The sequence below is a fragment of the Streptomyces sp. NPDC020875 genome, from assembly GCF_040641415.1.
Lineage (GTDB): Bacteria > Actinomycetota > Actinomycetes > Streptomycetales > Streptomycetaceae > Streptomyces.
In genome coordinates this window covers 121,112-145,041 of sequence record NZ_JBFADP010000006.1, presented here as the reverse complement: position 1 = coordinate 145,041, position 23,930 = coordinate 121,112, and the positions used below count along the sequence as shown (strand labels likewise).

The 23,930-nt window shown below is 72.2% G+C and carries 17 protein-coding genes and 1 pseudogene; 11 read left to right on the top strand and 7 right to left on the bottom strand.

The annotated features are described in order from the left end of the window. Positions 1 to 186: 186 nt before the first annotated feature. A complete protein-coding gene (locus tag AB0G74_RS05525; protein WP_361141093.1) occupies positions 187 to 1,095 on the top strand; it encodes an aminoglycoside phosphotransferase family protein in 909 nt (302 codons plus the stop codon). Positions 1,096 to 1,149: 54 nt separating this feature from the next. Here the strand turns inward: AB0G74_RS05525 and AB0G74_RS05520 are convergent, their stop codons facing one another. Then, entirely contained in the window at positions 1,150 to 2,145 is a 996-nt protein-coding gene (locus AB0G74_RS05520) for an endonuclease/exonuclease/phosphatase family protein (RefSeq protein ID WP_361141016.1), read from the bottom strand. Positions 2,146 to 2,447: 302 nt separating this feature from the next. Between AB0G74_RS05520 and AB0G74_RS05515 the strand changes: the two genes are divergently transcribed. After that, positions 2,448 to 3,233, top strand: coding sequence for a HEAT repeat domain-containing protein (locus AB0G74_RS05515; protein ID WP_361141014.1), 786 nt, complete (start codon positions 2,448 to 2,450; stop codon positions 3,231 to 3,233). 73 nt (positions 3,234 to 3,306) lie between these two features. Here the strand turns inward: AB0G74_RS05515 and AB0G74_RS05510 are convergent, their stop codons facing one another. Further along, a complete protein-coding gene (locus AB0G74_RS05510; protein ID WP_361141012.1) occupies positions 3,307 to 4,125 on the bottom strand; it encodes a hypothetical protein in 819 nt (272 codons plus the stop codon). Between the two features lie 203 nt (positions 4,126 to 4,328). Between AB0G74_RS05510 and AB0G74_RS05505 the strand changes: the two genes are divergently transcribed. The 7 genes and pseudogenes from AB0G74_RS05505 to AB0G74_RS05475 all read left to right on the top strand — a co-directional run bounded on the left by AB0G74_RS05505 (position 4,329) and on the right by AB0G74_RS05475 (position 13,285). Continuing rightward, the gene (locus AB0G74_RS05505) at positions 4,329 to 5,495 is read left to right on the top strand and encodes a CapA family protein (protein ID WP_361141091.1); all 1,167 of its coding nucleotides are present in this window, start codon (positions 4,329 to 4,331) and stop codon (positions 5,493 to 5,495) included. A gap of 203 nt (positions 5,496 to 5,698) precedes the next feature. Continuing rightward, positions 5,699 to 8,044, top strand: a complete 2,346-nt coding sequence (locus AB0G74_RS05500; protein WP_361141089.1) for a HAMP domain-containing protein — start codon at positions 5,699 to 5,701, stop codon at positions 8,042 to 8,044. 6 nt (positions 8,045 to 8,050) lie between these two features. Then, positions 8,051 to 9,238: pseudogene (gene pgsB / locus AB0G74_RS05495) on the top strand (poly-gamma-glutamate synthase PgsB); the annotation flags it as partial. Positions 9,239 to 9,429: 191 nt separating this feature from the next. Beyond that, positions 9,430 to 9,912: a poly-gamma-glutamate biosynthesis protein PgsC/CapC gene (locus AB0G74_RS05490; protein ID WP_361141010.1), complete on the top strand. Its 483-nt coding sequence runs from the start codon at positions 9,430 to 9,432 to the stop codon at positions 9,910 to 9,912. Positions 9,913 to 9,928: 16 nt separating this feature from the next. Beyond that, the gene (locus AB0G74_RS05485; protein ID WP_361141008.1) at positions 9,929 to 11,011 is read left to right on the top strand and encodes an NlpC/P60 family protein; all 1,083 of its coding nucleotides are present in this window, start codon (positions 9,929 to 9,931) and stop codon (positions 11,009 to 11,011) included. Between the two features lie 319 nt (positions 11,012 to 11,330). Then, positions 11,331 to 12,572 (top strand): cytochrome P450, encoded by a 1,242-nt coding sequence (locus AB0G74_RS05480; RefSeq protein WP_361141007.1) that lies wholly within the window; start codon positions 11,331 to 11,333, stop codon positions 12,570 to 12,572. A 236-nt stretch (positions 12,573 to 12,808) separates the two neighbouring features. Continuing rightward, on the top strand, positions 12,809 to 13,285 hold the full coding sequence (locus tag AB0G74_RS05475) for a ricin-type beta-trefoil lectin domain protein (protein WP_361141005.1): 477 nt from the start codon (positions 12,809 to 12,811) through the stop codon (positions 13,283 to 13,285). Positions 13,286 to 13,455: 170 nt separating this feature from the next. Here the strand turns inward: AB0G74_RS05475 and AB0G74_RS05470 are convergent, their stop codons facing one another. The 3 genes from AB0G74_RS05470 to AB0G74_RS05460 form a co-directional block, all read right to left on the bottom strand. Next, on the bottom strand, positions 13,456 to 14,211 hold the full coding sequence (locus AB0G74_RS05470) for a hypothetical protein (protein ID WP_361141003.1): 756 nt from the start codon (positions 14,209 to 14,211) through the stop codon (positions 13,456 to 13,458). 94 nt (positions 14,212 to 14,305) lie between these two features. Beyond that, positions 14,306 to 15,652: a TRAM domain-containing protein gene (locus AB0G74_RS05465; RefSeq protein WP_361141001.1), complete on the bottom strand. Its 1,347-nt coding sequence runs from the start codon at positions 15,650 to 15,652 to the stop codon at positions 14,306 to 14,308. 73 nt (positions 15,653 to 15,725) lie between these two features. Next, a complete protein-coding gene (locus AB0G74_RS05460) occupies positions 15,726 to 17,759 on the bottom strand; it encodes an APC family permease (protein ID WP_361140999.1) in 2,034 nt (677 codons plus the stop codon). Positions 17,760 to 18,077: 318 nt separating this feature from the next. Here AB0G74_RS05460 and AB0G74_RS05455 point away from each other — a divergent pair, with 318 nt between their 5' ends. Both AB0G74_RS05455 and AB0G74_RS05450 read left to right on the top strand, forming a co-directional pair. Next, entirely contained in the window at positions 18,078 to 18,749 is a 672-nt protein-coding gene (locus AB0G74_RS05455; protein ID WP_358824191.1) for a TrkA family potassium uptake protein, read from the top strand. Beyond that, positions 18,749 to 19,417 (top strand): TrkA family potassium uptake protein, encoded by a 669-nt coding sequence (locus AB0G74_RS05450; RefSeq protein WP_361140997.1) that lies wholly within the window; start codon positions 18,749 to 18,751, stop codon positions 19,415 to 19,417. Before AB0G74_RS05455 ends, AB0G74_RS05450 begins: the two co-directional genes overlap by 1 nt. 282 nt (positions 19,418 to 19,699) lie before the next feature. On the opposite strand, the gene AB0G74_RS05445 is transcribed toward AB0G74_RS05450, so the two are convergent. Together AB0G74_RS05445 and AB0G74_RS05440 are read right to left on the bottom strand one after the other, a co-directional pair. Then, positions 19,700 to 20,722, bottom strand: coding sequence for an ABC transporter ATP-binding protein (locus AB0G74_RS05445; protein WP_361140995.1), 1,023 nt, complete (start codon positions 20,720 to 20,722; stop codon positions 19,700 to 19,702). Next, positions 20,719 to 23,511, bottom strand: coding sequence for an FtsX-like permease family protein (locus AB0G74_RS05440; protein ID WP_361140993.1), 2,793 nt, complete (start codon positions 23,509 to 23,511; stop codon positions 20,719 to 20,721). Before AB0G74_RS05440 ends, AB0G74_RS05445 begins: the two co-directional genes overlap by 4 nt. Between the last annotated feature and the right edge of the window lie 419 nt (positions 23,512 to 23,930).

Genomic DNA, 23,930 nt, shown 5'->3' with positions numbered 1-23,930 from the left:
GGGCACTCATTTTCCGGCCGCCCGGATCGTTCCCGTGGTCCGGCCGCGGGCGCCGGGGGGGCGGCACCCGGTCAGCGGCCCGCCCCGGGCGGGGAAAACCGGTCGACGCGCGATACCGGTACGTACTGTGATGGCGTCGTACGCCCGCCGCCGGTGGCGGGCCGACCACGGGAGCCGCATGTGCATGTGGCGAAGGGGAACACCGCGGACGTCCGGCCCGCCATCGACGCGGCCCTGGTCGGGCGGCTCGTCGGCAGCCAGTTCCCGCGGTGGGCGGGGCTGGCGCTGGAACCGCTCCTCCCGGGCGGCTCGGACCATGTGATCTACCGGCTCGGTACGGAGCTGACCGTACGGATACCCCGTCACGCCGGGGCGATCGGCCAGGCCGCGAAGGAGTCCGTATGGCTGCCGCGGCTCGCCCCGCACCTGCCCCTGGCCGTCCCGGTGCCGGTGGCCGTGGGCGAGCCCGCGTTCGGATACCCCTGGCCGTGGGCGGTCTCCCGCTGGCTGGACGGCGAGGTCGCGACCGTCGACGCGCTGGGCGACTCGTCCGCCGCCGCCGTCGAGCTGGCGGAGTTCCTGACCGCCTTGTGGGGGTACGACCCGGGAGCCGTACCCGCCGATCCCGCCGGGGCCGGTCTCTCCGCCGGATCGCTCGCCGACCGGGACCGGGACACCCGGGCCGCCGTCGCGCGTATCGCGCGGGAGGGCGGCCCGTTCGACCCGGCGGCGATGACGGAGCTGTGGGACGCGGCCCTGGCCGCTCCCGCGTGGCCCGGTCCGCCGGTCTGGTTCCACGGCGACTTCCACACCGGCAATGTGCTGATGTCCCGGGGCCGCCCCGGCGCCGTCATCGACTTCGGGGACCTGGGCGTCGGCGACCCGGCGCGTGACCTGATCATCGCCTTCACCCTGATGTCGGCCGGGAGCCGGGCGGCCTTCCGTACGGCCCTCGGGGTGGACGACGCGACCTGGACGCGGGGGAGGGGCTGGGCGCTGGCCACGGGCCTGAACGCCTACAGCGCCTACGCCGCCGGTAATCCGCGGGTCGCGGCGCAGACCACCCGTCAGATCACCCGGGCCCTGACCGGCTGAGGGGCTCCCGCGCCTCGCGGACGAGGGCACGGGGGCACGGGAGCCGGGAGGGTGCTACGGAACGGGGATGGTGAGGGTGCCGTCCACGATGCGGTGGTTGGAGCAGGGGCCGCCGCAGGCGGTCTGGCTGATGGGGTGCGAGTCCGCGTCGTAGGAGATCAGCCTGGACTCGGCGGCGTAGATGCTGTCCACCTTGGCGGGCTTGCCGCAGGTGTTCCCGAGGGAGCCCTCGGTGGTCTGCTCGCCGTAGCCGGGGCAGCTCGGGTCCTGGTCGTCCAGTTCGCGGAAGATCCCCGTATTGGGGGCGGGGTTGTTGGCGCTCGTCACCGAGGGCGCGTACCAACTGTCCAGCAGCGGGTCGTTGGGCTGGGTGTTGTAGTCACCGGCGGCTATCACCGTATCGGCGGGATTGCCTGGTTTATCCGTCGACCAGTCGACCAGCTGGGTCCGTACGGCCGCGAGCTGGGCCCCTTTGGTGTTGTTGGTGGCGATATGCGTCGTACAGAACCGGGGGTCTCCGGGCTTGGGGACGGAGACGCAGAGCAGCTTGCGGGCTCTCACCCCGTCGTAGGGGAGGGTGATCCGGTCGGTGCCGTTCGGTGCGAACCGGCTGAAGACGGCGACGCCGTACGGGTCGGTGTCCGCGCCCCCGCCCTGGCTGGTACACAGGTCGTTGGTGGCGTGGGGCATCGGTTCGAACCGGGCGAAGTTGGTCTGGCTCTCCGGCCAGCCCGCCGCCTTGAGGCCGTCGAGGATGGCCTTGTACTGCTGCGGACAGACCTCGTTCACCGAGATGAAGTCCGGGTTCCGGAAGCTCAGGGAGCCCAGGACCGTATGGGTGATCTGGCCCGCGGTCCCGCCGTGCTCATGGCCGGAGATGTTCCAGTGCCACACCTTGTAGGTGGCCGTCGCGGCCGCCGGGGCCGGGCCGTCCGGGGCCGGTGCGGCGCTCGCGGGCACGGCCGTGGCCAGGAGGCCGAAGAACGCCGCGAGCATGGTCATGAAGATCCGAAGTCTGCGCATGATCTCCCTCTGAGTCGGGATTGTCATGGTTCAGCGGTGATTCTGAGCAGCCGGAATCACAGGGTCAACGAGAACGGACCCATCACGTACGACGGCGGGCCGGACGTACGCGGCGGCCAAGGCGGGGCCAACACCCCTGAAAGCCCGGCCCTGCCTGGCCTCCGGGCCCCGGGCCCGTCCCGCCGGATCCACCCGGCGACGACCGGAATCACCGCGACGACGGCCGCCGGATCACGTGATCCGGACCGGCGGGGCACCCGGATCGGGCCCGGCCGCCGGGGGCGAAACTCCGGGGACGAACGGGAGTCGGGGAAGTAGCATCCCCGCTCATGGCGATGTTCGTGCACTTGACGTCCGCGGCCGGCGCGCCGCGCGTCCGGCGGTCCGGGATCCGGGCGGCGAGCCACGGGCAGGACGGCGCCCGCGGTGTCTACTGCTTCCCGGTGCTGCGGTCTTACACCCTCACCCACCAGTGGCTCCGGGAACTCGCCCGGTTCGGCGGCCGAGGCCCCTTCGTGGCCGTCCATATCCGGCTGGACGACGACCAGCCCGTGCTGGCCGGGCCCTACTGGGACCGCGCGCAGGCCACCGTTCCCGCGGCCGAGGCGGTGCGGCGGATCGCGGCGCTGGACGATCCGCGCGGCTGGGAGGTCTTCGTACCCCGGGCGGTGCGGCCCGGCGAAGTACACCGGATCCGGGCCGTACCGCAGGTCGCGGGCTGGCGGTACCGGCCCGACGCGCACGGCACCCGGCCCTGTACCTGCTTCGGCTGCCGGGTGCGCGGAGGGTACGGATCACGGCGCCTGCGGGAGCGGTTGCCGCACCCCCTCGACGGGCCGTCGCCGCCCGCCGAGACGCTGCTCGCCCGGATCGCGGCGGCCGGTGACCCCGGCGACCCGGCCGAGCTGAAGGACGCCCTCTACTGGTTCGCCACGCGCCGCCGGGGCCCGTTCGACCGGCTCGCCCATCTCGCCGACCACCCCGATCCCGGCGTACGGGACAGCCTGGCTTGGGCCGTCGGCCGCTGGTCCACGCCGGGGGCGGCAGCATTGCTGGACCGGCTCGCCGACGATCCGGACCCGGGTGTCCGGGAGACGGTCGCGGACCTCCGCTGATCCGGTCGCGGGCCTCCGCCGAGCCCGCCGCGCGGAGCGCCGTACCCCCGCCCCGCACCGTTGCCGGTACGGGTCACCGGCCCGTCGCCGACCAGGCTTCGAGGAGCCGGGAGAGATCCGACCGGGTCTCGGCGGCGGCCCGTGTGCCGTCCCGCCGCAGACCGGGGGCGAGTTCGACATGGAGGAAGGTCACCCCGCGCCGTTCCGCCGATTCGCCCTGCACATTGGTGATTCCCTCCAGGGGGCACCGGTCGGCCCAGCCCCGGCAGACCCGGAGTCCCCGGTTCTCCATCCGGTCGGCCAGCGCCGTCACCTCTCCGGGCGCGATCCGGGCCGCTCCGGTCGACAGGACGGCGTCGTAGGGGCGATCCGGCTTGGCCGCGAAGCCGTGCAACTGCGCCCCGGGGATCCCGCGTTTCTGCAACGCGGCGACGATCGCGTGGAAGGCACTGTCCTCGCGGTGCGCGACATCCGCCGAGTCACCGCGCCCCGCGTCGCGGTGGGCTCCGGCGACGACCAGCGCGCCACCGGGGGTGCCCTCCAGGAGCTTCGCCCCCAGCGATTCCGTATGGCGGTCGGCCACCGGATGGGGTACCTGCACACTCCAGCGGATACCGGTGTCCGCGTGGAGATAGAGCCGCCCCCAGCGGTCCTTGGTCCCGGGCTCGCGGGCGGCGACCTCGTCGTAACGCTTGCCGGTGGCGGCGTCCGTGAGCCTGGTCACGCGGAGGCCGATATCGCCGAGAACCCGTTCCGCTTTTCCGAAGTCGCCGTCCAGGAGGTGTCCGACACCTTGGGCGAGCTGTTGGCGCTGGGTCTTGCCGGGGGACCGGTAGGGCTTCTGGGCGGCGGATTCCCGGGCGTAAGCGGTGATTCGGTCGTGGAGGTCCACCAGCTCACGGGAGGACGGGCGATCGCGTTCCGCTTCCCCGCCCGGGGGCCGGACGCAGCCGGACAGCACCAGTATCAATCCGAGAGCCGCAAGGCTTCGGTGGAAAAGTGATGTTCTCGTGACATCGGATGAAAAGTTGATCTTTTCGGTCATGCGAAAATCAATCAGTGACATTCCGTGATCTTTTCTCCCCGAGGCGCGCACTGACGGTGACGGCGGCCTGTGCCGTTCTCACCGCCGGCTGTGCGTCCACCTCGTCGGAGCCGCGGAGTGGGGCGGGCGGGCGTACGTTCACCGTCGCCGCCGCCGGTGACGTACTCGTCCATCCCGAGCTGGTGGATCAGGCGGCCGAGGACGCCAAGAGGTCCGGCGGGGGCGAGGCGGGGCTGGACTTCGACCCGCTGCTCGCCGGCGTGAAGCCGGTGATCAGCAAGGCCGACCTGGCCATCTGCCATATGGAGACTCCTGTCGGCGAGCCGGAGGGCCCCTTCGAGGGCTATCCGGAATTCTTGGTTCCGCCACAGATCCTGACATCTCTCAAGGGCGTCGGCTACGACACCTGCTCGACCGCCTCGAACCACACCTTCGACCACGGCCTCAAGTCCGTCCGCCGCACCCTGGACACCATGGACCGGATCGGCCTCGGTCACAGCGGCTCGGCGCGTACCCGGGCGGAAGCGGACGACATCACCATCCGCACCGTCAAGGGTGTGAAGGTGGCGCATCTCTCCTACTCGTGGGAGTCCTTCCTCAATCCGACGCCCGAGAAGCAGAGCTGGGCGTTCAACCGGATCAGCACGAAGCAGATCAGGACGGCCGAGGAGCAGGCCCGCCGACAGGGCGCCGAAGTGGTGATCCTCTCCGTCCACTGGGGCCTGGAGCACTACAACGAGCCGAGCCTGCCCCAGCTCAAGCTGGCCGAACGGATCACCACCGAGACCGGCATCGACCTGGTGATCGGCCACCACGCCCATGTGGTGCAGCCGATCCAGAAGCTCAACGGGACCTGGGTCGCGTTCAGCCTCGGCAACCAGGTCGCCCGGCACTCGTCGCCCACCGGGCTCACCGAGGAGGGCGTGATCGGCTGGTTCGAGTTCCGCGAGACGGACTCCGGATGGGACGTCTCCGCCCGTCACCGGACCACTTTGGTCGACATCCCGCCCGAGACCGAGGTGGGGGAGAAGGCGCCGGAAGGCGCCGTCGAGGACCTCCGGCTGGTCGACGTCCGGCAGATCCTCGACGACCCGGGCGACCTCCCCGAGTACCGGCTGGCCCGCTACCGGCTCGCCCTGGACCGGACGCACGGCTACCTCTACAACCGGGGCGCGCCCGCGGACGACGGCCTGGCCGAACTCTCCCTGCCCGACTAGGTACGGCGGTTCGTCCGCCGGGCCGCCCCGGCAGGTCCCCCTCCACGATCTCTCCCCCCACACGATCTTCCCCGCCGTGCCGGGCCGTCGACGACGGCCCTCGCGCGTGGGTCGCGGCAATCAGGAAAGAAACAGCGGTGAAATCGAGCATGGCCGGATACTTCGCGGGCGGAGGGCGGCGACGCAGCCGAAGACGTGCGGATATGCCGCTGCTCGGCGGCATCCGGCCCCCGATCGCGGTGCTGTGCGTGCTGGTCGTCGCCCTGGCCGGACTGACCGCCAAGATCCTCGCCCCCGCCGGGAAGGCGGTGGCGCCCGAGGCGGTACTGACCTCCCAGCGGCACTTCACCGAGGACGGCGCCATCGCCCTGCGCGCCGCGATCGACGAACGCGTCACGGACCTCGGCCGGACCGCCGGGGCGCTGAGCGCCGGACCCCCGGTTGAGCCCGAACGCGTCCTCGCGGACCTGGGACGGGCCTACCAGAAGTGGACCGGGACCACCGTGGTGGACCTGGAGAGCGGTGAGGTGCTCGCCGCGCGCGGCGAGCATCTGCCCCTCGGCTGGCTGGACCGGGACGTCCTCACCGGCGACCGGGGACCGGCCCCCCGGATGGTACGGCTGGAGACCGGCGACGTCCGGCTGATGACCATGGCGGTGCTGGACTGGAAGGACCGCCCCCAGCAGCTGCTGATCGCCTCCAGCGGACTGACCGTGCCCGCCGTCAGCCTCGGCCCGTTCCGCAGTATGGCGGTCGTGGCCGAGGACGGCGAGATCCTCTCCACCGCCGGATTCGAGCGGGCCGAGGCGCTCAACTCCGACCAGGAGCGCAAGGAACTCTTCTTCCTCCAGAAACAGCTCGGAGAGTTGTCCGACCGGGCCGCCGAGCGGACCCGGCAGCATCCCGTCACCGCCAAGGAACCGGGCTCCCGGGGCTATCCCGGGGTCAGCGGCACCCTCGTCGGCGGCGAGTACAACGGCCGTACGGCCCTCGCCGGTTACGCCTCGCTCGCCTCGTCCGACCCGCAGGAGAAGGAGAGCTCCGCCGCCGGTCTCGGACTGACGGTGGTCTCCCTGCTCCCCGTGGTCCAGCAGCAGACCGACGACGAGGACCACGGGCTCTACGGCTGGGCGGTCGCCGGAGCCCTCGTACTGCTCGGGCTGCTGGCGGCGGCCGTACTCCTGCTCCGGGTGCAGCGGCCGCTGCTCCGGCTGTTCCTGGAGTCACGGCGGCTCGCCAAGGGTGATCTGGACCGGCCCGTCCCGGTGCCGCGCGGCGGCGAGGCCGCCCGGATCGGCGCGGCCCTGGAACGTCTGCGCCGACAGCTCGGCGGCGAGGGCTCGGGCCCCGTCACCGCGCGCGGGACCCGGTTCGGGGGCCGCGGCTGGCTGGTGCTGACCGGGCTGCTGCTGATGGTGTGGTGTCTGCCCGTCGGCCTGCTGCTGAACCGTACCGACGGCTCCGTCAGTGTGCCGATGACCCTCGTCAACGACCAGCGGGAACGTACGGACCTGGTCGCCGACCGGGTGCGCAGGGCGCTCAACGAGGCCCACGCGGACCTCGTCTCCACCTCCCGGCTGATCGGCGGCGGAACCGGATCGGGCGCCGCCGGTACGACGGTCGCCGCCGCCCCCCGTACTGCCGCCGACTCCGGTACCCGTACCAACTCCGGCTCCGGCTCCGGCACCGGCGGGAAGATCGACACCGCCGCCGCCGGACGGCTGCTCGACGAGACCCTGAAGAAGCACACCCGCTACCGCTCCCTCTACCTGGTCGGCGCGGACGGCGCGGCCGTCGCCCGGTCGGGCGGCTCCCCGCACGCCTGGCCCCGCGGCGGTGACCAGCCGCCGGTACGGGTCTCCGGGAAGGGCGCCCGGAAGCCGGTGATCCAGGTCGGAGTCCCCGTACCGGGACACCGGGACGTCATTCTGGTCGGCGAGATCCGGGTGGAGTTCCTCAACTCGCTGCTGGCCCGGCCCGGTCTGGGCGATATCCGGGTGGTCGACCCCGACGGTCTGACCATCGCCGCCAACGACGGCTACCTGGCCTTCGAGAAGCTGCCCCGCGCGTCCCTGACCGACCTCGTCCGCGCCACGGGCGTCCGGATCGGCGCGGGCCCGGTCGAGAACGGTCTGCTGCTCCGGGAGGCCGACGGTGTCACCGTCGCCGCGGCGGCCCCGTTCTCCGGCGGCGGAGTCACCGCCGACCTCGGCTGGACCGTGGTGAGCTGGCAGGACACCGACAACCTCCGGATCACCCCGTACGAGCGGGAGGACCGCAGCGTCCTCGCCGGAATGCTCGGAGTGGCCGCGATCGTCCTCTGTCTCGGCTGGCTGCATCTGATCGTCGTACGGCCGCTGAGGGCGCTGGCCGACAGCGCCGAGAAGCTCGCCGACGGCGATCTCAAGACCGTGCTGTACCCCCGCTACCACGACGAGGTGGGCGCCGTAGTCCGCAGCCTCGACCTCCTGCGGCGGCGGATGCAGTCCCATCGACACCAACAGACGCGCCGGGCCGCCGAGCCCCGTACCGGCGTCGGGGAAGGGTGACGGACCGTGCTCTATCTCTATCTCGTCCTGCTGACCGGATCGGTGTTCCTGCTGATCGCGGGCATCGTGGAACAGCGCAGGCACTACGCCGCCCTGCACTCGGTACCCGCCCGGGTGCTGGTCAACGGCATTCGCGGCAAGTCGTCCATCACCCGGCTCTGCGCGGGCGCCCTGCGCGGCGGTGACCTCGTCACCGTGGCGAAGACGACTGGTACGGCCGCCCGCTTCATCCACCCCGACGCGACCGAGGAGCCGGTCTACCGCAAGTTCGGCATCGCCAATGTGGTCGAGCAGATCGGCATCGTCCGCCGGGCCGCCGCCTACCGGCCCGACGCCCTGGTGATCGAGTGCATGGCGGTGATGCCCGCCCTCCAGGAGGTCAACCAGAGCAAGCTGATCCGCTCCACCATCGGCGTCCTGTGCAATGTCCGCGAGGACCATCTCGCCGAGATGGGCCCCACCCTGGACGACGTGGCCCGCTCGCTCTGCCGCTCGATGCCGGAGAACGGAATCTGCGTCACCGCCGAGCAGGAACGTTTCGCCATCCTTCAGGAAGAGGCCGACGCCCGTAACTGCCGACTCGTCTACGCCGACCCCGAGACCGTCACCGACGAGGAACTGCGCGGCTTCAGCTGGTTCACCTTCAAGGAGAACGTGGCGATCGCGCTCACCGTGGCGGAGCTCCTCGGCATCGAACGCCGGGTCGCCCTCCAGGGCATGTACGACGCCCCGCCGGACCCGGGCGTGCTCTCCGTCGAACGCCTGGTGACCCCCGAGGGCAAGGCCCTGGCCTTCGCCAACGTCTTCGCGGCCAACGACCCCGAGTCGACACTGATGAACGTCAACCAGCTGCTCGACCTGGGCGCGATCAACCGCCCGCTGAACGTCGTGATCAACTGCCGCCCCGACCGCGTCGAACGCAACGGCCAGATGGGCGAGATCGTCCCCGAGCTGAAGCCGGACCATGTCTTCGTCATCGGCCACCCCGCCCGGAGCGCCATCGACGCCATCCCCGCCGAATGGCGGGACCGGGCCGTCGACCTGGGCGGCGACCGGCGCGCCGCCGAGGAGTTCATGCCCGCCCTGCTCGGCCGGATGGCCGACGGCTCCTCCCTCGTCGCCATCGGCAACATCCACGGCCAGGGCGAGGAACTGCTGGAGTACCTCGCCGGACTCCCGGCCGACGAGTCCGACACCGGGACGAGGGCCGCCGCCCCCGACCGGCCCGCCCCCGACCGGCCCGCCCCGGACACCTGGACCCCCCGGCCGGTGTACGAGCCGACCCACCAGGCACCCCACGACCCCCGCCCCTGACGGCCCGCCGCCGACCGGCCGTCGCCGCCGAACGCACCGCTCACACCCGCACCACCCGCCCGGAGCCCCCGTTGACCACCGCCACGCTGACCCCCGAGATGGCCGCCCTGGGTATCGCCATAGGTCTGTTCTTCTCCCTGCTGTGCTACCTCACCACCAATCTCTCCCCCGGCGGAATGATCACACCGGGCTGGCTGGCCCTCACCCTCATCGAGGACCTCCAGCGCGCGGCCATGGTCGTCGGTGTCACCGCCCTCACCTACGCGGGCACCAAGCTGATGCAGCGGCTGATGATCCTCTACGGCAAGCGCCTCTTCGCCGCCGTCGTTCTGCTGGGCGTACTGCTCCAGGCCACCGTGATGATCGTGCTCTCCATCGAACTGCCCCTGCTGTACGGCAACGAGACGCTCGGGTTCATCGTCCCGGGCCTGATCGCCTACCAGCTGGTACGCCAGCCCAAGGGCCCCACCCTGCTGGCGACGGCCTCCGTCTCCCTCCTGGCCTACACCGTCGTCGCCGCCGGCCTGCTGCTCGGCGTCATGCCCACCATCTGAGAATCGAGGCAGAGCCTTGGCACCGAAGAAGAAGTCCCGCACCGTCCTCCACGGCCTGGTACTCGTGGGGCTGATCGCCACCTCCGGCTATCTGACCGTCGAACTGCGGCAGGACCACCGTCCCGACGCGCCCGAGATCCGTACCGTCGGCGTACTCACCGGGGAGGGGGCGAAGACCGCCCCGTCCCGGGCGGCGACCGGCGAGGAGAAGTGGACCCGGATGGCTTCCCCGGCCCGCAGCGTCCTCCGGGGTGCCGACGGCACGGTCAAGGCGGTCCTGACGGACGGCGCGCGCACCGCGAAGCTGACCGGCCCGGCCCGTACCTTCCGGGAACCCGCGTCGACCGCCTCCCAGGTCTCCACGACGGACTGGGTACGCATCATGCCCGAGCCCTGGTCCGAGGGCGCCGAGCAGGAGCGGTGGTTCAAGGACTGGTACACCGAGCACGCGGGCAGCACGAAGGACGACCTCTTCGCCTTCGCCTTCCAGTACGTGGCCGACGCCCCCCGGCGCACCGACGCCAAGGGCCTCGCCGTCGCGGGTGACGCCAACTTCGGCCCCCTGAACACCACCGGGAAGGAGAACGGCGACCTCCGGCTCGAACAGTCCGACTTCTACGACTACCTCGGCACCCCCTACACCTTCCGCGACGGCCGGATCGGCTCGCCCGAGTCCATGCGCGCCCGCTCCCTGGACTGCTCCGGATACATCCGGATGGTCCTGGGCTACCGGGCGCGCTACCCCCTGATGTCCTCCGACACCACCGGCGACGGCCTGCCGCGCACCGCCAACGGCATGGCCCGCTCGTCCCAGGGCACCGACGTCCTGCCCCTGGCCGGTGTCGCGGCCCAGCACCGCCCCACCGCCATCGACGAACTGCAGCCGGGGGACCTGGTGTTCTTCAAGCTCGACCAGCGCACCGGCGAGCGTCTCGACCATGTGGGCATCGTGCTCGGCCATGACACCGAGGGCCACCTGATCTTCATCTCCAGCCGCGAGGAGATCAACGGCCCCACCATCGGCGACGTCGGCGGCGTCTCCCGGCTCGACGGCAACGGCTACTACGCCAAGACCCTGCGCAGCGCCAAGCGCCTGTGAGACCGGCGGGTTCCCGCGCGCGACGCGGGAACCCGCGGCCGGCCGGGCGGTCCCCCACCTCCACCGTGATCCGGACAAAAGGCTGATTCCCCTCTGTACGGTCCCGGGCGGGCGCAGCACAATCCCGGTACCGCCTCCCCGCAGCCGCCGCGAGGTCCATCCACCCACGCACCGGTGCGACCCCGGGCACTCGGGGGCCAGGCCGTGTCGTCAAAGTGGCGCCGTCCGCCCGTAGGGCGTCGCGGGCCAGGCGCGATTTTGACGACACGGCCCAGACGCCTCCGTCCCCGGGCCGCGCCCGCGTGACCGGAGGTGTCCGATGACCACCAGCCACGAACTCTCCCTCCCGGTCCTCGACAGCGACGGAGGTGACCGGCTGTACGAGCAGATCGAGGAACTCCGCGCCACCGGGCCCGCCACTCGGGTCCGGCTGCCCCAGGACGTCATCGCCTGGTCCGTCACGCGCGGCGACGTCGTCAGACGGCTGGTCACCCACCCCGACATCACCAGGGACGCCCGCGGCACCTGGACCGGCTACCAGCCGGGCGCCGTCCCCTGGCTCTCGCCCTGGGTCGACGTCCGCTCCATGGCCACCTCCGAGGGATCCGAGCACACCCGGTTACGGCGGCTGATCGGCCCCGCTTTCGCCCCCCGGCGTATGGCGGCGCTGCGGCCCGCCATCGAGTCCGTCGTCACCGAACTCCTCGACGGCCTGGAGGCCCTGGACGACGGCACGGCGGTGGATCTGCGGGCGCACTTCGCGAACCGTGTGCCGACCCGGGTGATCTGCGATCTCTTCGGCGTCCCCGAGGACCAGCGCCCCGACATGCTCTCCGTCGTCGAGGCCATTCTGGCCACGGACGTCCCCCAAGGGGAGTCGGAGCGGATCAGGAACGGGCTGTTCGCCGCCATGCGCCGACTCGTGGAGTCGAAGCGGCGGGAGCCCGGCGACGACATGACCAGTCTGCTGCTCACCGCCCACGAGGGGGACCGGCTCACCGAGACGGAGCTGATCTCCACCCTGATCCTGATGATCGGCGCCGGGAGCCAGACCACGATCGCGCTGATCGGAAACGCCGTACGGGCGCTGCTCACCCACCGCCCGCAACTGAACGCGATCCTGGCCGAGCCCGCTCGCTGGGCCGACGCCGTCGAGGAGACCCTGCGGCTCCATCCGCCGGTCGTCCATCTTCCGCTGCGGTTCGCGATCCGGGACGTCGACCTCGGCGAGGGCGTCACCATCGCTGCCGGGGAGGCCGTGCTCATCGGCTTCGGCGCGCACGGCCGCGACCCGTCGTCCCACGACGCGGCACACGGCTTCGAGATCGACCGTACGGACCGGGAGCACATGGCCTTCGGGTACGGCATCCACTACTGTCTCGGCGCCCCGCTCGCCCGGCTGGAGGCGGTGATCGCGCTGCCCGCCCTCTTCGCCCGCTTCCCGGACATCACCCTCGCGGACGAGACGAAGGCGCCGGACCCGCAGCCCTCGTTCATCGGCAACGACGTCCTCGCCCTGCCCGTCCTGCTGCGCCCGTCGGCCCGGGCGGCCACCGCGTGACCATGAGGGTCCGGAAGGCATGAGCGGGCCCCGGCCGCCCCGGCCCTCGAAGGGAGACAGTTATCGGTTCATCACATAAATAACGCGTTGGGGCGAATATGTGGCGCATGGTGATCTGCTGCCTCGGAATCGCTGGTAGCAATCTCCCTGCGCTCGACCTCGAATCCGAGCCGAGCACCCCCTCACGGGCCGCGCGCGTGAGAACGCCGGGCCCGTGTCGAGAATGGAGTCCGCGCATGGGATTCACCCTCCGCAAGCCCCTCGCCCTCATCGCCTCGGCCGCGATGGTCTCCCTGCTTCCGGCCGCCGACTCCGTGGCGGCGACCCCCGCCCCGCGAGCCAAGGCCCCCGCCCTGTACTGCCTCGCCAACGCGTGGGGCACCCCGGACATCTCCAGCGCCGCGTGCGATACCGATGAACCCGGCCAGCGCTGGACCGTGTCGGGCAACCAGATCGCCCTCACCGACGCCCCCGGCTACTGTCTGGCCAACACCTGGGGCACCCCCGACATCTCCACCAAGCCGTGCGACCCCGCCGACCAGGGCCAGTACTGGGACGTGTCGGGCCAGCAGATCTCCCTCAACTTCGCCCCCGGCTACTGCCTCGCCAACGCGTGGGGCACCCCGGACATCTCCACCGCCCCGTGCGACACCAACGACCCGGGCCAGCACTGGGTGGTGTTCAAGAACCAGATCAGCCTGGCACTGGTCTGACCCTCACCACCGTGCCCGGGGCAGGAGCGGCCCTCCCCGGGCACCACCAGGCGTCGGCGCCGTCACCGGGCCCCACGCCGAGATGGCGCTATGCCTCCACGGCACGGCAGCCTGCCGCGATACGACGGGCCGAGGCCATGCCGATCCGCGGGCCCCGGTAGGGCTGGGCCTCACCCGCTTCCGTAGTCCTCCATATAGGTAGCGATCAGGTCGAGGAGGACATCCGCCCGGTGACGGTCCTCGCGTTGGGCGCGCAATGCCGCGTCGGCCGCCAGGAGACGGGCCACCGCGGTCGGCTCGCCGTCCACCAGGTCGTCGACCACCGGTCCGGTGAGCAGGTCAAGGCACTCGGTGAGGAGCCGACGAGTGGCGGAAGATGGCGGGCTCGGGTCCGGGGCGGTGTAGGCGGTACTGAGGTATCGCGCGGGGTCGGTGAGGTCCCAGCCGACGACGCTGCCGTCCTGGACGAGGAGTGCCACGCCGGGAGCGATCCCGATACGGACTTCCAGCGGCTTGCCGAGAACATCGAGGTCGCGCAGGTTGACCAGTACGGAGTCCTCGGGGCCGCGGCACACCACGGCGCACATCTCCTGCCGGAAGTCCCGGACTTCGTCCGCGCGCAGCCCGCCGGGGCGCACGGGAGGCAGGGAGGGGAGTCGATCGGAGGTCTCGCCGTAAGCCGAGGCGTACGGCAACTGGAGCTCGGCGCCGACCAACATCCGGGCGGTCCGGTCGAACCTGAAGACGTCGGGTGTGTCCCACAACTGGTGTTGGCTGCCGAACGTGTCCAGGGCAGAGCCTTCCCGATCCTTCACGTTCGCGTAATCCACGAGGAGTACGGAATCGCCCGTGAAGCGGGGGGTGAAGGTCAGAGGCCGACCCGTCACCGTGGCACGCCAGCCGTTGTCGAACAATACGTCGGTCACGGCCATGCCTCATCCGATCTGCACACCGGGGCCGGGTTGCCATGTGTGCGGGGATTCTTCCCCGCACGCTGTTTGGTGGGCGACTGTCCGCGGGTCAGCCGTCCTTCTTCACCGGCTCCAGGATCGCCACGCACTCCACGTGGTGCGTCATCGGGAAGAGGTCGAAGGCGCGCAGCGTGCGGACCCGGTAGCCAGCGTCGCGGAAGTACGCGATGTCGCGGGCCAGGGCCGCCGGGTCGCAGGCGACGTAGGCGAGGCGGCGGGGGGAGAGCGATGCCAGGTGCTGGACCGTCTGCTTGCCCGCGCCCGCGCGCGGCGGGTCGAGGACGACGAGGTCCGTCTCGGTGATGCCGGTGCGGGGGAGTACCCGGTCGACGCGGCCGTGTTCGATCCGGACCCGGGGGAGGTCGCCCAGGTTGTGGCGGGCGTCCTCGGCCGCGCGCTTGGAGGATTCGATGCCGAGGACCGCGCCCTGCTCGCCGACGCGTTCGGCGATGGCGCCGGCGAAGAGGCCGACGCCGCAGTAGAGGTCGAGGGCCGTCTCGCCCTTACGGGGCATCAGGCCCTGCATGACCGCCTTGACCAGGGTGTCGGCGGCCTGGGGGTGGACCTGCCAGAAGCCGCCGTTGCCGACGCGGTAGGTGCGGCCGTCGGCGCGTTCGCGGACGAAGCCGCGGCCGTGGACGCGGTGGACCGCGCCGTCGCGCTCGTCGACCCGGAGGACGGAGACCGGGCGGTCCAACTCGACCAGCGGCAGCCGGGCGCCCGGGCGGGGGGTGAGGACGACCTGGCGGTCGTGGGAGCCGGTGGCCGCGATCGCCTCGACGGAGGCCATGCCCGGCCACTCGCGCTTCTCGACGCCCAGTTCGGTCACCGCGGGCGCGGCGATCATGCAGTGGTCGATCCGCTCCACCTCGTGGGAGCGGTGGCGGCGCAGGCCGGGGTGGCCTTCGGCGTCGATCGCGTACTGGACCCTGGTCCGCCAGGCGGGTACCTCGCCCGCGGGCAGTTTGTCGCCATCGGCGGGCATCACGGTGCCGTCCCAGCCCGCTTCCTCCGGGGTCAGCCCGGCCAGCCGCTGGAGCTGTTCGGCGATCACCTCGCCCTTGAAGCGGCGCTGCGCGCCCGGCTTGGCGTGCTGCCAGTCGCAGCCGCCGCACTTGCCGGGGCCGGAGAACGGGCAGGGCGCCTCGATCCGGTCCTTGGCGGGGGTGAGGATCCGTACGGCGTCCGCCCGCAGGAACCGCGACTCCTCGTCACCCTCCGTGATCCGGGCGATCACCGTCTCGCCGGGCAGGGTGTGCCGGACGAAGAGGACCCGGCCCTCGTCGGTGCGGGCGATGCAGTGCCCGCCGTGGGCGACGGGCCCGACCTCGACCTCGTACTCCGCGCCCACCAGGGAGGCGGGGGAGGCGGACGGCGCGTCGGTCGCGTGCGGCATGGCGGGTGGCTCCAAAGCTGTTCCGAGGGCTGCGGTACGGGCAGCCCACCAGTCTACGCCGCCGGGGGCGGCCCTACTTCCGGGAGCTGTCCTCCACCGGTCCGCGCCGTACGGAGCCCGGGGCGTTCCAGTCCTGCCGCTTACGGGCCCGCTCGCGCGCCGCCTCCGACGACACCAGCTGGTAGGGCACCGAGGTCACCATCACCCCGGGGGTGAAGAGGAGCCGTCCCTTCAGCCGCAGGGCGCTCTGGTTGTGCAGCAGATGCTCGTACCAGTGCCCCACGACGTACTCGGGGATGAAGACGCTGACGACGTCCCGCGGGCTCTCCCGGCGCAGCCCCTTCACATACTCGATCACCGGCCGGGTGATCTCCCGGTACGGGGAGTCGAGGATTTTCAGCGGCACGTTGATACCTCGCCGCTCCCAGTCCTCCCGCAGCGCCCGGGTCTCCTGCGGGTCGACGTTGATGCTCACCGCCTCCAGCTTGTCCACCCGCATCAGCTTGGCGTAGGCCAGCGCCCGCAGGGTCGGCCGGTGCACCTTGGAGACCAGCACCACGGCATGGACCCGGGACGGCCGGACGCTGTCGTCGCTGGGCTCCTCGGCCGCCGCGATCTCCGCCGCGACCCGGTCGTAGTGGCGCCGGATCGCGCTCATCACCGCGTAGAAGAAGACCATGCCCAGCAGCGCCACCCACGCCCCGTGGGTGAACTTGGTCGCCAGCACCACCACCAGCACCAGGCCGGTGAAGAACGCCCCGAAGGCGTTGATCGCCCGGGAGCGGATCATCCGGCGGCGCCGCGCCGGGTTCCTCTCGGTCCGCAGATGGCGGTTCCAGTGCCGGACCATGCCGGTCTGGCTGAGGGTGAAGGAGACGAAGACCCCGACGATGTAGAGCTGGATCAGCTTGGTCGAGTCCGCCCCGTACACCCAGACCAGCAGAATCGCCGCGCCCGCCAGCGCCACGATGCCGTTGGAGAACGCCAGCCGGTCGCCCCGGGTGTGCAGCTGGCGGGGCAGGTAGCGGTCCTGCGCCAGTATCGAGCCGAGCAGCGGAAAGCCGTTGTACGCGGTGTTGGCGGCGAGGAAGAGGACCAGGGCGGTCGCCGCCGCCAGCAGCACGAAGAAGAAGGTGCCGTCGCCGAAGACCGCCGCCGCGACCTGGGAGATCACCGGATCCTGGACGTAGTCGCCGCCGACCGGAACCCCGTTCTCCAGGAGTTCGTCGGCCGGTTTCTCCGCCATCCGGACATCCGACGCCATGGCGAGTCCGATGATGCCGCAGAACATCGTCACGGCCAGGACGCCCATCAGCGCCAGGGTCGTCGCCGCGTTCCTCGACTTCGGCCGCCGGAACGCGGGAACGCCGTTACTGATCGCCTCGACCCCGGTCAGCGCCGCACAACCGGAGGAGAACGCCCGCAGCAGCAGAAAGACCAGCGCGAATCCGGCGAGGCCGGCTTCCTCGGCCTTCAGCTCGAAGTCCGCGGTCGGCGCCTTCATCGTCTCGTCGAGTACGAGTCCCCGGTACGCGCCCCAGGCGATCATCGCGAAGACCCCGGCGACGAAGACATACGTCGGGATCGCGAACAGCTTCCCCGATTCCCGGACCCCGCGCAGATTCATCAGGGTCAGCAGCACGATGATCAGAACCGCGAAGAGGACCTTGTTCTCGATCACGAACGGGATCGCCGAGCCCAGGTTCTCCACCCCGGAGGAGATCGACACCGCGACCGTGAGGACGTAGTCCACCAGCAGCGCGCTGGCGACGGTCAGTCCGGCCCTGGGACCGAGATTGGTGTTGGCGACCTCGTAGTCGCCGCCTCCGCTGGGGTAGGCGTGCACGTTCTGCCGGTACGAGGCGACCACCGTGAACATCAGCACCACGACCGCCAGCGCGATCCACGGGCTGTAGCTGTACGCCGACACGCCCGCGATCGAGAGGACCAGCAGCACCTCGCCCGGGGCGTACGCCACCGACGACAACGGGTCGGAGGCGAAGACGGGGAGTGCGATGCGCTTGGGGAGAAGCGTCTCGCCCAGCCGGTCGCTGCGGAGGGCCCTGCCGATGAGGATGCGTTTGGGCAGGTCGGTCAGTTTGGACACGGAGAGGATCGTAAGCGTTCGATTCGGCACAGCCCACCCGCCGCCCGGGGACCGGGACGGAACGCGGGCGTAATCGCCGCTATCGGGGTCGGTATCACCGCCGTTCGGCGCCCTGACCGGGCGGAATCGCCCCCTCCAGTAGTACCGGTGACCCCGGCGGGGCGGCGACTGTGTAGCTTTGGCCGCGGTCTGAGACCCTTTAATCCCGGAGACCTTTAAGTCTCGGTAAAAAATCGAAGGACGCTCCGGGTGAATGTGCGGGAAAGCACATAAAGTCCAAAAAACCAGTAAAGAATAGGGACGGGTGGAAGGACGGTCGTGCACATCGTCATCATGGGTTGCGGGCGAGTGGGAGCCGCTCTCGCGCAGACCCTGGAGCAGCAGGGGCACACGGTCGCGGTGATCGACCGTGATCCCACGGCCTTCCGCCGCCTGGGCTCCGGTTTCGGCGGGCGGCGGGTCACCGGCGTCGGGTTCGACCAGGACACCCTGCGCGAGGCGGGGATCGAGGAAGCCGGTGCCTTCGCCGCGGTCAGCAGCGGCGACAACTCCAACATCATCGCGGCCCGGGTCGCCCGCGAGATGTTCGGCATCGAGAACGTCGCGGCCCGGATCTACGACCCCCGGCGCGCCGAGGTCTACCAGCGGCTCGGCATCCCCACCGTGGCCACCGTCCGCTGGACCGCGGACCAGATGCTGCGGCGGCTGCTGCCGTCCGGCGCCGAGCCGCTGTGGCGCGACCCCAGCGGCGGCGTCCAGCTCGCCGAGGTCCACACCTCGCCCGCCTGGATCGGCCACAAGATCAGCCGGCTCCAGGAGGAGACCGGGGTACGGGTCGCCTTCCTCACCCGGCTGGGAGAGGCGGTGCTGCCCACCTCGCAGACCGTGCTGCAGGAGGGCGACCTCGTCCACGTGATGATGCGTACGGACGAGATCGAGAAGGTCGAGGCGGCCTTCGCGGAAGGCCCCGACGAGGAGGTCGGTCACTGATGCGGGTAGCTATCGCCGGGGCCGGCGCGGTGGGCCGCTCCATCGCGGGCGAACTGCTGGAGAACGGGCACGAGGTGCTCCTCGTCGACAAGGCGCCCACCGCGATCTCGGTGGAGCGGGTACCGCAGGCGGAGTGGCTGCTCGCCGACGCCTGCGAGATCACGTCCCTGGACGAGGCCGCGCTCCAGCGCTGCAATGTGGTCATCGCCGCCACCGGCGACGACAAGGTCAATCTGGTGGTCTCCCTGCTGGCGAAGACGGAGTACGCGGTTCCGCGGGTCGTCGCCCGGGTGAACAACCCCAAGAACGAATGGCTCTTCAACGAGTCCTGGGGCGTCGACGTCGCCGTCTCCACCCCCCGGCTGATGTCCGCCCTGGTGGAGGAGGCGGTGAGCGTCGGCGACCTGGTCCGGCTGCTGCGCTTCAGCCACGGCGACGCCAACCTGGTCGAACTGACCCTGCCGCCGGAGTCCCCGATCGCGGGCACCCAGGTCGGCGATGTCGCCTGGCCGGTCGACACGACCCTGGTCACGATCATCCGGGGCACGCGAGTCCTGACCCCGAGCCCCGAGGAGACGCTGGAGGCGGGCGACGAACTCCTCTTCGTCGCGGCGCCCGCGCGCGAGGAGCAGCTGGAGGACCTGCTGTCGCCGCGGCCCGACCACTGAGCCGACGGCACCCGTAGAGGGTCCGGGCCGGGGCCGGGAGCCCCGGCCCGTACCCCTTTGCGCGCGGTACCGGCACGCCGCCCGGGCCGGGCCGTGTCACCCCGGCGCGAGGGCCGTACGCCTCCGGCCGGAGCCGGGCCGGGGGCCGGTGGCCGCTTCGTACGAGCCGGTCTTACGGGCCGCTTCGTACGGGCCGTTCGTGCAGGCCGTTCGTACGGGCCCGGCGACCGCTCGGGCCCGGGCCCGTACCGCCGTCGTCCTCCGCCCGCCCCCGGGACGGGGTCACGCGTCGTCCGGCCAGACCCCGATGTGGTCATGCTCCAGCTCCAGCATCACCCGGTCCCGCATCCCCAGCGCCGCCGTGTACTCCGCCGGGAGCTGGAGCCGCCCCGCCCGGTCGAGCATCGCGTACTCCCGCGCCACCAGCGACTCCTGACCCGTCGCCGAGTCGACCTCGGTCCGGCGCAGGATCTCCGTCGAGGTGCGGCCGTCCCGGATCGCCACCGTACGGCGGACCTCGGACGCCACCGTCTGGTCATGGGTGACGATCACGATCGTCGTCCCCAGCTCCTCGTTGGCCCGCCGGAACGCCGCGAAGATCTGCTCCGCCGTATGCGAGTCCAGCTCGCCCGTCGGCTCGTCCGCGAGCAGTACGGACGGCTCGTTCGCCAGCGCCACGGCGATCGCCACCCGCTGCTGCTGACCGCCCGACATCTGGTGCGGACGGCGGTCCCGGCACTCCTCGACCCCCATCAGCCCCAGCAGCAGCTCCACCCGCGCCGTCTTCGCGGCCCGGCTCCGGGGCCGGGCCGCGTCGCCCCTGCCGCGTCCCCGCAACTGGAGCGGCAGCGACACGTTCTGGGCGGCCGTCAGATAGGGGAGCAGGTTCCGGGCCGTCTGCTGCCAGACGAAGCCGACCACGTCCCGGCGGTAGCGCAGCCGCTCCTTCGGGCCCATGGAGAGCAGGTCGAAGCCCGCCACCGCCGCCGCGCCCGCCGTCGGGACGTCCAGTCCGGCGAGTACGTTCATCAGCGTCGACTTACCGCTGCCCGACGCGCCCACCAGCGCCATCAGCTCGCCCTCCCGGACGAGCAGATCGAGCCCCTGGAGGGCCTGGACCTCGACGCCGTCCGTGGAGAAGATCCGGACCAGCCGGTCGCAGGTGATCAGCGCGTCGTGCCCGTACCGGGGCCCGTCGCGGCGGGCCGCGACCCGCTCCTCCAGCTCCGCCAGCGTCGCCCCCGACGGCGCGGCCGGGGCCGCTCCCGGGCCCGGGGCCCGTTCCGTGGTCGTCGGATCCGTCATCGTGTGTCTCCCACCCTCAGTTCGGTCGTCGAGGAGCGCCGGGTGACCGCCCATGCCTGGACCGCCGCCACACCCGCCGCGAGCAGGACCACGCCCGCCCCCGGCAGCAGCAGGCTCCACGGGTCCGTGGTCAGCTCCGCCGGTACCCGGGCGGCCGCCATCCCGCCGGACGCCTGGGCCAGCCGGGCCAGATCGATCCCGGGGGCGAGGACGAGGACCACCACCCACCCCACCAGGACGCCCCCGGCGCCCGCCAGCAGCGATCCCGGCAGATTCTCCAGTACCAGCAGCCGCCGCCCCTGGCGCCGGGTCAGACCCATCGTGCGCAGCCGGGCCAGCAGCGCCACCCGCTCGGGGGCGGCCCGGATCAGCGCCAGCAGCAGGGCGAGCGCCGCGTATCCGGCCGCCGCGAGCGCCGCGACCGCGTAGACCCGCTCCGCCCCCGTCTGGACCGGCGACTCGGCGAAGGCGTTCCGCTCGTCCGCCCGCAGCGCCACCCGGATCCCGTCGGCCGCGCCGGTCGCCCGGACCGCGGCCCGCAGCCCCTCCCCGCTGACCGAACCACCGGCCACCAGCAGGGTCGTCGCGGCCCTGGGGCCGGTCAGCGCCGCCGTGTCGACCAGGACGAACTCCCCGTCGGAGAGCGCGGGCGTGGCGGTCCGTACGGCCGACACCTCGACGTTCAGCGGCGCGCTGAGCGGACCGATGACGCGGGCTCCGTCGCCGAGCCGCTCCGCGACGCCCGGCGACACGATCGCGGGCACCGGGCCCTTGCCCCCGGCGCGCAGCGCGTCCGCCGGGAACCCGCCGAGACCGGTGTCACGGGCCAGCCGGGCGTAGGCCGCCGGGTCGGCGCCGAGCAGGGTCACCCCGTCGGCGTCGTCGCCGTCCCGCAGACCGACATCCGTCTCCCGGTACACCTCCACCACACCCGTCACACCCGGCAGTTTCCGTACCGAGTCCGCCAGCCCTCCGGGCAGCGCGCCCGCCGCCTCGATCCGGGCGTCGGAGCCGACCGAGACCACGGCTGCCCGGTCCCGCGCGGCCTCGACCCCGGCCAGGACCGAGCCGCCGAAAGCGGCCGTGGTCAGCGCCAGCACCAGGGCGAGCAGCGGCAGTACGGTCGTGGCCGGGGCGCGCCCGGCCCGGGCCAGCGCCAGAAAGCCGATCGCGCCCCGCCGTCGCGCCACGGACAGCGCCGCCAGCCGCAACGGCAGCGGATAGAGCCGTACGAGGACGAGCGCGGCGGCCACTCCGAGCAGTACCGGGGCGGCGCTGACCAGCTGGTCCACGCCCTGGTCGGCGCCGTCGCCGGTGCCCCGGCGGCGTACCGCGACGACGGCGGCCGCGGCCAGCGCGAGCAGGGTCAGTTCGGCGACCGTACGGCGCCGGGACGGGCGGCCCGGGGCATCGGCCCGGCCGCCCGGACGCGGTCTGCGGTGCTCCAGGGCGGCCCGGGCCGGCAGCGCCCCACAGGCCACCACCGTCACCAGGATCACGGCCAGTACCGCGGGCCAGAGCCGTCCCTCGGGTACCAGGACGATCGCCAGGGCGCCACCGGCGACGGCCGCCGGGACCGCCGGGACCGCGGTCTCCGCGGCGAGCCGGGCGACGATCCCGGGGAGCGATCCGCCCCGGGCCCGCAGCAGCGCCAGCTCGGTCGAGCGCCGCGACGCCGCGAGACCACCGGCCGTCAGCAGCACCACCGCGATCACCCCGCCGACCCCGAACGCGGCGACTGACACGACCGGGGCGATCGCGCCCCGCAACTTCCCGTAATCCGCCAGAATCCCGGCCAGACCGGTCGTCACCTGGAGCTCGGGGGAGATCGCCGACCGCAGCTCCGACAGCACCGGGCCGCTCTCGACCGTCGCCACCGCCCGCTCGGCCGCCTCGATGTCACCGGCGCCGAGGCCGCGCGGATCGACGGCGACGTTCCAGTACGGCTCCGCCTCCTTCGGCAGGGAGAGCAGCGCCGGGCCCGCCTCCGGCGGCAGCAGCAGCGCGCCGTGCCAGTACGGCTGCGGAGGCGGCCCCTCTGTATAGAGGTAGCCCGGGGTGCGCAGCACCGGCAGCACCGACCAGTACGCGCTCCGCGGCCGGACCGGGTCCACGATGCCGGTGATGGTGACGACCAGCGGCCCCGCGGTCTCACGGCTGATGGTGACGACCGTGCCGATCCTGACGTTCAGCGCCTTCGCGGTGGCCGAGGTCACCACGCCCTCGACGGAGTCCGGTCGCGGCTCGGTCGGTTCGGTCGGCTCGTTGGGCGAATCCGCAGGTTCCGCCGGTTCCGCCGAGTCCGGCGGGGGCTTCGGCAGCCGGCCGGACCGTACCGTCGCGTGCTCCGCGAGAGCCGACTGCGCGGCGAGGGTGAAGACCGGGGAGCCGCCGTCCAGTTCGGTCAGTCCCGGCGCCTCGCCGTCGGCGGGGCGCTGGCTCCGTACCCCGTACGCCGAATCGCGCGGATCGGTCCGCAGCGCGTCCGGCAGGATGCCCACGATCCGGCGGTGCCGCTCGGCCAGCTTCGCCGGGGTCACCGAGGCCCGGAGACCGGGGTCGTCGGCCTCGTACGGAGCCACCGGCGCCGCGCTGAACCGGAAGCCGCTCTGGTCGGGTTCGGCGACCGTCAGCTCATGGCGTATCCCCTCGCCCTCATAGGCGTCGACGGCGCGCGGGAACGCCGCGCAGAGGAAGGCGGTGATGCCGACCAGGACGAATACGGAGACCGCGGCGAGCGGCGCGGTCCGCAGCCGGGTCCTGACCCAGGGGGCGACGATCCTCACCATCCCGACCGCCCCCCGTCCGGACGGGGGGTGCCGGTCGCGCCGGTGGTACCTGTGGTGCCTGTGGTGCCTGTGGTGTTCGTCGTGCCGTCCGGGACGTACGAAGGGCCCGGACCGCCGTACCGCCCTGGGACCGGCCGCGTACCGTACCCGACGCCGTCGTGGTTCGGGTACGAGTACCCCGGCTCCCCGGCACCGCCGCGAGAACTTGCTTTGGAGGGGCCGTACGGCACCCCGGAGGCCGAGGACGCCCCGGCCGCCCCCGGCGCGTGAACGCCCCGACCGGCGCACGGGCTCGTACAGGCGGTCGCGCCCACGCGCCCGCACCCGCGGGCGTACGCCGTCCCGGCGCTAGGGCGTGATTCGAAAGTAGCGCCGTCCGCCCGAAGGGCGGGCCCGGCGGCGTCCGGTGCGTGCGATCG